This is a genomic window from Bacillus sp. HMA207, from assembly GCF_003402455.1.
GTDB classification, from domain to species: domain Bacteria; phylum Bacillota; class Bacilli; order Bacillales; family Bacillaceae_G; genus Bacillus_A; species Bacillus_A cereus.
Window position 1 is genome coordinate 1,598,519 of record NZ_BEZT01000001.1, and the last position, 12,888, is coordinate 1,611,406.

Here is a 12,888-nt window from a genome sequence, read left to right on the forward strand (position 1 = left end):
AATGTGGAGGAATAATATGGAGTCAAAAATTCTTATTGTTGATGATGATAAAGAGATTAGAAATCTTATCTCTGTATATCTAGAAAATGAAGGCCTAAAAACTCAAAAGGCAGAAGATGCTATACAAGCTTTACAACTGTTAGAAGAAAAGGAATTTGATTTGGTTATTTTAGATATTATGATGCCGAATATGGATGGCATTGAAGCATGTATGAAAATTAGGGAAGATCGCAATATGCCTATCATTATGCTATCTGCAAAATCTGAGGATATAGACAAAATTCAGGGCCTAGCCTCTGGTGCAGACGATTATTTATCAAAACCGTTTAACCCATTAGAATTAATCGCTAGAGTGAAATCCCAATTAAGAAGATTTAAAAAATACAATACGTCCGTAGAACATAATAAAAGCATTCTAGAAATTGGTGACTTAACCGTAAATACAGATACACGTCAAGTATGGGTAAGAGGAAAAGAAACAAGGTTAACTCCAAAAGAGTTTGCTATTCTCGAACTACTTGCCCGCAATAAAGGGAGTGTTATGAGTGTAGCAAAAATATATGAAGCAGTTTGGAAAGAGGTTTTTTATAAATCAGACAATACCGTCATGGTGCATATTACAAAAATAAGAGACAAAATTGAAGAGGATTCTAAACATCCCATTTACATTAAAACTGTTTGGGGAATTGGGTATAAAATATGAAGAATGTTAGTTTCAGAAATAAGATCATTATAAAACTTCTTGGTGCTGTTGCAATTAGTTTTTTTATTTCATTTGGTTTAACAATCCTCATTTTGGCATACGTCATAGATCCATTATTTATAAAATACGAAGAATTTGGTATGTTTGAATTCAATGTCGCAATGTTGTTCTTATTCGCGTTCGCAATCTTTACCTTTATTATACTTTTTTTGATATTGGTTCGAAAGAAAATAGTATATTTGAAGCTTATTTCTGATAACGTGAATGATATTGCCAATGGAAAACTAGGTCTAACAATTGGGATTAAGGGGAAGGACGAATTGACCCAACTTGCTCAAAATATCAACTATATGTCTAAGGAATTGGAAAATACATTTGAACAAGAAAGACGATTAGAACGTACAAAAAATGAACTCATAACTAACGTATCTCATGACTTACGCACACCGTTGACATCTATTATTGGTTATTTAGATTTATTAAAAAGAGGGCAATACAACAATAACACACAACTACAGGAATACCTTGAAACCACTTATTCAAAGTCACAGAGATTGAAATATTTAATTGATGAGCTGTTTGAATATACTCGTTTATCAGGCATAGATGCTAAGTTAAATCTTAATGAAGTTGATTTATCAGGTCTGTTGGAGCAAATAGTTGGAGAATACATTCCTATATTTGAAAAGGAAAGTTTAATCGTTCAAAAATCAATTACACAAGAAATAATACCTATCTTCATAGATGCAGAAAAAATGGTACGTGTATATGAAAATCTGTTTATGAATGCGATAAATTACAGCATGAAACCATCCCAATTATTCATATGTCTTGAATTAATGGATAACAAAGTAATTTTAAAAGTATCAAATATAGTCGAGAGACCGCCTGTTAGCGATCCAAATAAATTGTTTGAAAGATTTTTCAGGGGTGATAAGGCAAGAAAAAATGATCAAGGAAATGGACTGGGACTTGCTATATCAAAAAGAATTGTTGAACTTCATGATGGTAATATACATGCAGAATATAAAGATGGCTGGATGTCCTTTATTGTTGAACATCCAATCAAATAGACCGGCTTATGGAATTACAGGTTCCATAAGCTTTTTTTTAAAACTTAAGAATTCTTAAGGATTTTAAGGGGTGTTTCCTAATTTTCATAGTTTATCATGGGTGTATTCAAAGTGATGAGGTGAGCAAAGAAGAAAAAAGGAAAGACTTCATTGTAGCTTTAGGGTGAATGCAACATGACGATTTTATTAGTAGTAAACAAACGTAGTTAGCTTATTGTAATGAAATAAAAAAATGTAGGAGGATATAAATGATAAAGCCAGTTGTAGATGTAAAAAACATTCAAAAATTGTACGGTAAAAAAGGTGAGAATCAATCACATGCATTAAAAGGTGTATCATTCTCAATTCAAGAGGGGGAGTTTGTCGGTATTATGGGGCCTTCTGGTTCTGGTAAAACAACATTATTAAATGTAATTTCAACGTTAGATAAAGCGACAGGCGGCATTGTTGAAATTGCAGGAACGGATATTACGAGAATGAAGCAAGGTGAACTTTCTGATTTTCGTTCACAAAAGTTAGGGTTCATTTTCCAAGACTTTAACTTATTAGAAAATTTATCTATCTATGAAAATATCGCACTCCCACTTTCACTTCAAGGTGTTTCATCTCGTAACATTGGAAAGAAAGTAGAAAAAGTAGCTGATATGTTAGGCATTACAGCGATACTTCAAAAATATCCTTCTGAAGTATCTGGTGGACAAAAGCAACGTTCTGCAGCAGCACGTGCGTTAGTTCATGAACCAGCAATTATTTTGGGAGACGAGCCGACTGGAGCTCTAGATTCTAAAAATGCAACGAGTTTACTTAATGCCATGACAAGCTTAAATAAAGAGCAAGGTGTATCCATTATGATGGTTACGCATGATCCTTATAGCGCAAGTTACTGTCAGCGTATTTTATTCATTCAAGATGGTGAGTTATATAAAGAAATTCATCGCGGTGGTACCCGTGAAGAATTCTATAAAGAAATTTTAGACGTGCTTGCAAACTTAGGCACACAAAAAGCGTAAGGAAGGAAGTTCAATCATGTTATTTAAGCTTTCTATGTCAGGCCTAAAAAGTAAGTTGCAAGATTACATTGTTTTACTTGTTGGTCTTATTGTCTCTATTTCAACTTTTTATATGTTTCAAACGCTAGCATCCAATAAAACGTTCCTTGAATCTAACTCTTCTATTAGGGATATTGTGGCTGTCTTTAAAATTGGTTCCTTTTTGTTAGCGGTTATCACATTTTTTTTTATTTTATATGCAAACTCTTTCTTATCAGCTCTTCGTCAAAAAGAATTTGGTATGTATATGATGTTAGGAGCAAAAAAGCATAAAGTTACATTACTTATGTTTATCGAAACAATCGTATTAGGCGCTGCGTCTCTTGCGATTGGTATTACAGTTGGTGTAGGACTTGCAGAAGGGATCGGTCAGTTATTAATGAAACAACTCGAGTTTGCTGGTGAAGGTTATAAAGCATTTTATCTGCCATCAATAGCTATTACTTGCGTCTTCTTCTTTGCACTATTTGTATTATCTGCAATTATGAATAGTATTAAATTATCGCGTATTTCTGTACTGCAACTTGTACATGCAGATGCACAAACAGAACGTGTTGCCATAAAAGGAAAAATGACAGTTGTAATTGCATTCCTTGGTATTCTTTTATTAGGTATTGGTTATGCATCACTGATCTATATGTCATATGCAAATTCGCTAATTGCTTTGGGATTAATGGCCGTTGGATTAATCTCAGCAACCGCTGGTACTTACCTTATATTTGGATCCCTTCTCCCAGTTATGATTAACAAGCTAAAGAGTAATAAAAAACGTAGTGAAAAAGGCCTCAATGCTTTTACTTTTGCACAATTAAATTTCCGCATTAATAGTCTAACAAATGTGCTTGCAACAGTAGCAATTTTAGTGGCTCTTGGTGCTGGTGGAATTGCTTGTGGTATGGCATTTAAAAACAACATTATAAACATGACAGATCAAATGCGAATTTACGATTCAGTCATTCATAATCCAACTGCGGAAGAAAAGACAATTTTGGGTGGTATCTTATTTCAAGAAAAATTTGAATACCATTACAAAGTTGATGATAGGTATGTTTATTATCTTAAAGAAGATGTAGAAAAAAATCGCCCTTTCTTGCAAGGTATGAAAATAGAGAAAGTTTCAGAGGAAATACCAATTGGTGCATTTTCAATAAAATTGGTTAAAGGAGAAATCGACACAAAACAATGGATTCAGGCTTTCAGAACGATCCAGCCAAATTATATGTATCCTCATTATGAAATCAAAATTGTAGAACAAAACATATACGATGGGTTGAAGGGTAAAGAAAGTACTGTGTTTATAGGGAAAACAGATGATTTTGGATCATACATAAAAGAATGGAAAAAACTTGATGAATTACAGATAGCAAAATATAAAAATGTGAAAGCGGAAGAATTGGATAGTAAGTATCAAAAATATATTATGAGTCATGATTTTGCCAGCGGACTAATGTTTATGGGTTTCTTCGTTGGAATTGCATTTTTAGCAATGATGGCAAGCTGCTTAATGTTTAAAGTTCTGTCGGGAGCATCAAAAGATGTAGCACGTTATCAAATGCTTCGTAAAATTGGTGTTCGCCGAGAATTATTAACAAAATCAATCTATAAAGAGTTATTCTTCATATTCTTATTCCCAGCAATTGTGGGGATTACTCACATATTAGTTGGTATGAACATGTTTGGATCGCTTTTAATCGATCCGTACTTTCGTATTTGGTTACCACTTGTTATTTTTGTAGTAATTTACTCGATTTATTACTTGATTACAGTTCAATTATATAAAGGGATTGTACTCCCGAAAAAAGATTAATGTAATGATGTTATTTATACGAAGTATAGACATAATCGGACCTCGTTTTATTGATTATCTTGAATCGGTACAAGAAATTTAGAAATAATAGGTGGACTAGCACTACGGTCCATAAACTATTTATTTTAGATTTTAAATTAAAAATTTATCTTTTATCTAAGAAGGGGCGCGGCAACGATTACTACTTTTAGGGGCCATTGGCAAGTTTTATTTAACAGGATTAATTTGTATGAGTTTTTTTAAAAGCTTGTAATGCTATAATCTCATAAGTTAAAGTTTTACCCTGAAAATCTATTATTTATAATGAGTAGCCCGAAAGAGAAAGGATTGTTGCCGTGTCCTATCACCATCGAGCAAGGTTGATAGGTATGCGTCACTACGCCATATAGTAAAAATAAAGGCTCAAAAACGGCTTTTATTGATTTAAAAGCTGCACGGATTTGTTTAATTTTATGAAAAAAAGTAAGAATCACCAATATAATTGGCAGTTCTTACTTTTTTTTACATACATATTATTAGCATGATAACATTAAAAATTTTTGTACGGAGAGAGAGGTTTCTATATGCTCTATGATGAAAATATAAGTTTAACAGGACGTATTGTATCGCCTGGTGAAGCGCAATATGATTCAGCACGTCAAGCGTTCAACACATTTTTTAATAGATTCCCTTTTGTTATTGTCTTTGCACAAAATACTCAAGACGTTGTGAATGCAGTACGATGGTCGTTACATAATAACGTACCTATCCGAGTACGTTCAGGAGGGCACAATTATGAAGGCTTGTCAGTTTTAGATGGTGGTATTGTAATTGATGTCAGTGAGATAAATCAAATAAAAATAGATCCAACATCAAAAACTGTTACAGTAGGAGCTGGTTGTAAAAATCTCCATCTAGCTGAGCTTCTTGGGAAAGAGGGATTAGCTATTCCTAATGGGGTCTGTCCTAAACCAGCTATCGCAGGAATAGCGCTAGGTGGTGGGCAAGGTATTCTTTCTCGACCATTAGGACTATTACTTGATCATGTCGTAGAAATAGAAATGGTTGATGCTAACGGCTGTGTATTGCAGGTTAATGATCAGGAGCATCCTGATCTATTTTGGGCTTTACGTGGTGGAGGCGGAAGTTTCGGTATTTGTACATCTTTTCGCTTTCGTACTCAGGAAATTAAGACTGTTGGTTTTGTTGAAGTTAGTTGGAGGCATCAAGATTTAAAAGCCGTTATACAGGAATGGTAAAAGTATACTCTACCTACTTCTGATAAACGCTTTACTCCTACATTATTATTGTCTTCAGAAAAGACAGCTCCTGTGTTGATGCATGGGATTTTTCATGGATCAGTTACAGACTTACAGAAATTGATACAACCACTTCTCAAAATTGGATCACCTATAAAGGTAGACATAAAAGAACTCTCTTATTTAGAAGCTATAACGTTAATATCCAATCATCAGCCTACAACTCCTTTTCCATTTAAAAGCGTAGCACCTTTTATGGATTCTTTATTACCTGAAGAAGGTATTGCTACGATTCAACATTTTATGAGTCAATCTCCACCTAATTCTACTGTTTCTATATTTTTTCAGGGCTTAGGGGGGACTGTTTCTGCAGTACCCAAGGAAGCAACTGCTTATTTTTATCGAAAAGCTCTAATGAATATGGTGTTATTTTCCACTTGGGACAAACCTGAGGGAGCTGCACAAGGGATTCGTTGGGTAGAAGCTTTTCGTCACGCGTTGATTCCTTTTACGAAAGGTGTCTATGTTAACACACCTGACCTCTCAATGAAAGATTGGTCGGATTTATATTATGGTGAAAACTTTAAACGATTGACTCAAGTGAAAGCTAAATACGATCCAGAAGATATTTTCAATTTTCCACAAAGTATTCCACCTGTTTATAAAAAATAGAAATCCTTTGCCGACCTTAAATTTTGCAATTTATAAAGAATGATAGATAATCCTTTTTGGAAAGAACAATTAATAGAGAGATAACATTAATTATCGACTGTATCAAAAGTTAAATCACTTCTTTACAGAAGGAGATGGAGAATTAAGTCAATCGAATGAATATTATAGCCTGCTAATATCCCAGAGTATGTTATAAATGATATTGCAACTTGGGTGCAAGGAAGAGTGAAATGAAATTAGCAACTATATTTTTAAATGACTATTTTCAGAGACAACAAGTGAATTAGGGGGGACTGGTTTAGAGGAATCCCCACATGAAAAGACCTAAAACTGTCTTCCGTATAGCGATAATAAAGATGTTTAATTTCTAATATAGAAAACAATAGCGTTGCTACATTCAATACGTAGTAACGCTATTTAAATTTTTTAAAACAGGGTTAAATTTTTCAAAAAAATTACCTATCAAAAATGATATTCAATTAAATTCATAAGTTTATCCCGCATTAACGGACAGTAAGACCCCCACCTCAAAATTCACCGGAAGCAAAGAAGTTAGGTAGGGGCGGCCTGCCCGTAAAAACCCGATTGGTGAGGGCTGATTAAAGTTTCACTTTATCCTTTACTGTATCTTGTAACTACATTTTGCCTTGCTGTAGAGAAACAAAAAAACATTTTTCTTATTCAATAATTCCAATTTCTAGAGCCTTTTGAACAGCTTCTTCTTTGTTACGGACTCCCAGCTTTGTATAAGCTGTAGAAGCATAATTTCTGACCGTACCATTCGATAAATATAACCTTGATGCTATGGTAGTGTATCGAAGTCCCTTGGCTACTAGTTGCAATATTTCTATTTCCCTAGCTGTTAGCTCATAAGCGGCTGCTTTTGATTGTGGTGTCTCTTTTTGCTCATCAAATTTCTCAAATATTTTGTGAGACATTCCCTGATCAATTAGTGTCCCACCTTTGTGAATAAGTCGGATCGTATTGGCTAGCTCCAACGTTTCAATAGATTTAAGTAAAAAACCATCCGCACCGTTGCGAAGTGATTCCACTGCCTGTTCGGTATCTTGAAACGTTGTAAAAATCAATACGCGGATATGTGGCCATTGTTGCTTAATCTTTTTGGTTGCTTCGACTCCATCCATGTGCTGCATATCTAAATCCATAAGTATAACATGGGGTTGAAGGCGCCCACACAAATCGATGGCTTCATTGCCATCTTCAGCTAAACCGACTACATTTAAATCTTCATATCTATCGAGTAGTGTCCTCAAACTTTCCCGGACAAATGGCTGATCGTCTACAATTAACAAACGAATAAGTCCATCTTTTATTTCAGTTTGTCGCGGTATGGTACAAGTAACAAGCATTCCTTCCTCAGGCTTTGTATATACAGACAATTGACCTTGCAAGTTCATTGCCCGTTCTTTCATCGCATTCATACCAAAGCCTTCCTGCCATTCTACATTTCCTTTTCCATTATCTTGAACTTCTAACCTCGTATATTGTTCGTCAAACTGCAATGAAACTATAATTTCAGTTCCCTGACCATGACGTACTGCATTCGTAAGGGACTCTTGTAAGCAACGAATGAATGCGATCTTCGCTTGCCGAGACAGCTGATATTCCTCTCCGAATGTCCTAAAACTTACATTTACCTGAGCGTGCTCCTGAAATTCGGCTCCAAGATTTTGTAGAGATTGAATTAAGGAAGGCGATTGACATGGAGAATCCATTTGATGTAGGTAACCTCTCACGTCCTCGATACTTTTCCGTCCCATTTCAAGCAGAGAGTCTAGCCTCTGTATACCCATTTCAGTAGAAAGTTCGGTACGCAACGTTTCCATCCCCATAATAATAGAAGTATAAGCATGACCAACTGTATCATGAAGCTCACTCGACAGTCTGTTCCGTTCTTCCGCCAGTGTGATGCGTTCAATCTGAGACATATATTGCTCAAGTACCGCGTTTTGTTTACGAATTGATTCATTTTGTTTATGATTGACGATTAATAAATGAAAAGCGAAGCCCATTACATATGCGAATCCATAATAGGTGACCATAACCCAATAGCTATTACTTGCCGCAACCGCATAGAAAATTCCAGTCGTTATAAAAACCGTTATTGGAGCTGTCCAATAATAGGACAAATGCTTACTATTCGCAGCAATTAGAAACACTGATATAAGAAATGTGTTGTAAGCTCCTGGAAATAATGAGGTTAAATATATACATAGTCCACCATACAGCAGTATTTCTGTGAACAAATAATATTTATAATTGAATAGTAAGGCTACCCATGGAATAGAGAAGGCAATAATTTCCCAAAGAATAATACTCCAAAGTGGTAATGTTAAACCATCCTGAAAATTTAATGTAGCTAGAATGATAGACACACTAGCAAGTAGGCGTACCCCCAACATAATCCAATCATACCAAAACCAATACTTAACCATATCTAACAAGTTCTTTACCCCCTAAATGGCCTACCATTTTCTTCCTATACTATAATTTAATTCTTCCTGTCTTATTATACTTTTTAATTTAAAACTACGATACTACTCACAGACTGCAAACTTTTATTGATTTAGTTGCCGAATCATGCTACGTGTATAGCCCCCAATTTTCTTTGTCCAACCATCTACTATTCTAATACTTATGGCGGTAAATACTATACCCATAAACATTACAAAAAGTGACTTGGAAAACGTATCTATCTGTATGAAAATAATATTCATTTCAATGTAGCGATACAGTAGTGGTGCCAACAGGAGCATAAGTGGCATTACATAAAAAATGATTGCACTAATGAGACTGAAAATGCCAATCACTAATTTCTGCATTAACCAAAAGACAGCAGACCAAGTACGACGATCTGTAAGCACTAATTTCACCTGAGCCCAGTTCGATGTATCCATTGTTATACTTTTATCATAAGAGTCTGTTGAAATATCTGTATAAATTTTCGTCTGTATGCGCTCGAATTGGATAAAAGGTGTCGTAGTCTGTAGTACGCGCATAATTAATGGAATCCCAACAACAGTAAATGAAAGGGTTAAACTAAATAGCAGAGCTATAAGATAAAAACAAAAATAAAACAATCCTGTAACGAAAGTTAGCAATAAAAAATAACCATTCTGGATGAATTTTGATTTCATAAAGTTCATCGCTCCTATCTATGTAATAACCGAATCATACTGCTTTTTTTGTCATTCTCACTAGTGTAAAAGTGTCATATGACAGTTCTAAATGATATTAAAAAGGGGGAGAGCAGTTTACTTCTAGTTAACAAAGATGCTTTTATCCCGCTATTTGCCAGGCAGTAAGACCCCCGCCTCAAAATTAAGCGTTAGGTGGGGGGGCAGGCTGACGGTAAACGCACGATTGGTGAAGGCTAATAATAAGTGGGGGATGAACAAAAACTTGCTGATTAAAGTTTCACTTTATTAATCCCCACAAAACAATCCCGTTCTTACATCTGCAAGAACGGGATTGTTTTGTACTTTTATTTAATATGAGATGGACTTGTTTTTCGAATATGAAAAATAATATCAAATTGCTCAAGCAATGAAGTATCAAAGTATACCGAACTGTTGGGGATGATTTGTCCTCCTATACTTAGTAATGGTCTTTTTGCTTTAACCCATTTCTCTGCTTGTCCTTTAAGGTGACGGTTATCCAATAAAAACGTTTTATAGGGCACTTTTCCGAGAGTGTAATTGAAACTTTTTACATCTTGTGGAATAGCGTCTGTTGTAATCTTACCTCCGGTGGAAGGATTATATTCGCTATATAAGGTGAAATTCCCCTCCGTAGTTGTACTACCAATTGTGACATAATTATCGTCTAAACGTTCCTTTAAAAACTGCCCCGCAACATCAGGATATAATTGCTCATCGATAATTCCTTTAGCTATATGAATATTGTGTCCCCATACCATCGTTTTACCACCAAATGTCTCTTGTGCCCACATTGCATGATCGGCCAAGTATTGCTCATGTAGCTTTAACATACTTGGATAGTCGTTAGGAATTAGCATTGTGGTAAATTTCTCTATTGCACTTGCCGTTGCTTGCGCCCAGATGTACTCGGGTGAAGCTATTTCTGTGTTGGCTTGCCCATTCTCATCTTTTAGTAATTGGGCTACTCTCTCAGCGTTTGCTTTGAACTTTTCTTTTATTTCAGGAGCAAGGTCCATATATTCCTTTGTACTTCCATTAAAAGCCGACAATTCTTTATAATTTTCTTCTACTTCTGCCAGCAAATCTGGTCGATGTAGTCTTACATAATCAATCACTTTATTAAAGCAACCTTGGTCCAACTCCTTTAAGTCGAGGCCAATAAATTGGATCTTTTTTTTATTGGATGGATCAGCATTATAATCTTTCATCCACTCAATCATGGCTATAATTTCATCAGTAGGATATAACAAGTTTAAAAATTCCCTAGGGTTTCCTTTTCCTGTTTGGATATATTCATTTAGTTTTAAGCCGTTTCCCCAATCTTCTTCCATTGTGAAATTTGTAAAACCCATCTCAGTAACCAAATATTTCACAAGGCGAAACTTCATAGTGAAAATTTCAGAGCTTCCATGAGTATTCTCTCCTAATCCTACATATTGTGCGCTCCCAATCATTTTCTTAAGTGGTTTTAAATCCTCAAATGATTTTGACGGCTCTATCGTTTTTAATGGGTAAGCCTGTGATTGTATGGATTTAACTATATTTTTTTGTATTGATTGACTTGAATTTTCGACTGCTACTGTTTGAGCCTTTCCTACTTCCGCGCATCCTGTGACTAATAAAGCTGTACTAACCATTGCAATTATTTTTTTCTTATTCATTTTTTTCACCTCAATTGAATTATTTGTAAAAGCAAGAATGATTCATTGTACTTGCACGAATCAATTGCCTTAATTCAATTGTTATTTATTCCATATCATATTTTCTAGTTACATAGTGTCATAAGGTTAATTGACACAGGTCATAGACTAATCATTACACTTTTGTACTATCGGTTATGACAACTTATAAATAATAATTACATGGATGAGTTGCAAGTAAAACTAGATTATAAATTTGGGAGTGATGTTAAAGATGAATGAATCTGTATGCCAAAACATTTTTATTCTAAGGTGTGTCTGTAGAAATGACAAGAAGTAAATTCGATAAACAAGTGAATGAAAGGGGAAGGGCGGATTACAATGATATTACACGCAAAATCGTTCCACAATAAAGATAAAATCCAACGTGCTAAAATAGGACTTCAACTCTTTCTGAGTATCTTAATCATTACTTCTATTATCCTAAATGTAGTAATAATAATTACGAAAAGTATGCCGCTTATTGTGGTATATATGTTTACCCCAGCATTATCTTCTATTTTGACTCGCATAATACTGAAAGAAGGGTTTAAAGATGTATCTTTTAGTCTCGGTAACTTAAAGATATGGAAGGGGATCGGTTTTGCTCTGCTAATCCCTATGATTATTTGTGGAATTACTTATTCTATCGCCTGGCTGAGCGGAATTGCAGGGTTTCAGCATCCTGAAGGTGGTATGTTAGAACCGATCTACAATATGCTTGGACTTCAGTATGTAGCGGCACCATTCAGTTTCATTTATCTAGTTGTATTGAGCGGCGTCTTCGGAAGTTTGCTTAACTTAATCCCAGTTTTGGGAGAAGAAATGGGTTGGCGAGGTTATATGCTCACAAGGCTAGTCGATGCAGAGTTTTCACGGCCGATCCTTATTAGTGGATTGATTTGGGCAACGTGGCATGTTCCAATTGTTATTGCTGGTCTATATGTAGAGGGACCATCTGTCCTACTTTCAGTGCTTGGCATCTATTTTTGTATTGTGCCATTCAGTTATATTACAGCTTATTTACGACTAATCACAGGTAGCGTTTGGCCTTCGGTTATCATCCATACTACTTGGAATGCCATTATTCAAGGACCTTTCGCACGTGCAAGTACAGGATATCAAACTGAGATTTGGGTTGGAGAATCTGGCTTGATAACCGCTATTATTATTTTAATTACTGCAATAATTACGTCTCGAATCGTAAATTTTACTAAATAGCATACGGATGTGTTTTAAATTCAATTAGTGAAATATGACGAGGCGAAATAAGATGCTCCTAAAAATATTAGAAAAAATCTAGTTGAACAGACTCTTACTTAATCTTAGGCTGCTGGATATGTGGGTACATCAAGCTAAGAAAATAAACTTGGTTTGCCATAAAAAACATAATGTTTTCATTTAAAGGCTATGAAATGAAATTTCATCATCTTCATCACGTTTGACCTTCAGGAAATAAAAAGTTAAACGATTATCAAATACTCT

8 protein-coding genes and 2 pseudogenes are annotated in these 12,888 nt (G+C 34.9%); 7 read left to right on the forward strand and 3 right to left on the reverse strand.

Features of this window, described 5'->3' with window-relative positions; translation table 11 throughout:
• Positions 1–16: 16 nt before the first annotated feature.
• From HMAS_RS08435 to HMAS_RS28395, 6 genes and pseudogenes are all read left to right on the forward strand, one after another.
• The gene (locus HMAS_RS08435) at positions 17–703 is read left to right on the forward strand and encodes a response regulator transcription factor (RefSeq protein ID WP_003313232.1); all 687 of its coding nucleotides are present in this window, start codon (positions 17–19) and stop codon (positions 701–703) included.
• Entirely contained in the window at positions 700–1,776 is a 1,077-nt protein-coding gene (locus tag HMAS_RS08440; RefSeq protein ID WP_025708663.1) for a sensor histidine kinase, read from the forward strand. The genes HMAS_RS08435 and HMAS_RS08440 overlap by 4 nt, the downstream gene beginning before the upstream one ends.
• A 248-nt stretch (positions 1,777–2,024) precedes the next feature.
• A complete protein-coding gene (locus tag HMAS_RS08445) occupies positions 2,025–2,786 on the forward strand; it encodes an ABC transporter ATP-binding protein (protein WP_000595165.1) in 762 nt (253 codons plus the stop codon).
• Between the two features lie 16 nt (positions 2,787–2,802).
• Positions 2,803–4,632: an FtsX-like permease family protein gene (locus HMAS_RS08450; RefSeq protein ID WP_025708660.1), complete on the forward strand. Its 1,830-nt coding sequence runs from the start codon at positions 2,803–2,805 to the stop codon at positions 4,630–4,632.
• Positions 4,633–5,195: 563 nt separating this feature from the next.
• A pseudogene (locus HMAS_RS28315) lies at positions 5,196–6,542 on the forward strand (FAD-binding oxidoreductase).
• A gap of 42 nt (positions 6,543–6,584) precedes the next feature.
• Positions 6,585–6,776: pseudogene (locus HMAS_RS28395) on the forward strand (hydrolase); the annotation flags it as partial.
• 443 nt (positions 6,777–7,219) lie between these two features.
• On the opposite strand, the gene HMAS_RS08470 reads toward HMAS_RS28395, so the two are convergent.
• The 3 genes from HMAS_RS08470 to HMAS_RS08480 all read right to left on the reverse strand — a co-directional run bounded on the left by HMAS_RS08470 (position 7,220) and on the right by HMAS_RS08480 (position 11,385).
• Positions 7,220–9,007 carry a hybrid sensor histidine kinase/response regulator transcription factor gene (locus tag HMAS_RS08470; RefSeq protein ID WP_025708656.1) on the reverse strand — a complete coding sequence of 596 codons (1,788 nt, stop codon included), beginning with the start codon at positions 9,005–9,007 and terminating at the stop codon, positions 7,220–7,222.
• Between the two features lie 114 nt (positions 9,008–9,121).
• Positions 9,122–9,700, reverse strand: a complete 579-nt coding sequence (locus HMAS_RS08475) for a sensor domain-containing protein (RefSeq protein WP_025708654.1) — start codon at positions 9,698–9,700, stop codon at positions 9,122–9,124.
• Positions 9,701–10,047: 347 nt separating this feature from the next.
• Positions 10,048–11,385 carry an erythromycin esterase family protein gene (locus tag HMAS_RS08480; protein ID WP_025708652.1) on the reverse strand — a complete coding sequence of 446 codons (1,338 nt, stop codon included), beginning with the start codon at positions 11,383–11,385 and terminating at the stop codon, positions 10,048–10,050.
• A gap of 360 nt (positions 11,386–11,745) precedes the next feature.
• Between HMAS_RS08480 and HMAS_RS08485 the strand changes: the two genes are divergently transcribed.
• Positions 11,746–12,624 (forward strand): CPBP family intramembrane glutamic endopeptidase, encoded by an 879-nt coding sequence (locus HMAS_RS08485; RefSeq protein ID WP_025708650.1) that lies wholly within the window; start codon positions 11,746–11,748, stop codon positions 12,622–12,624.
• Positions 12,625–12,888: the final 264 nt, after the last annotated feature.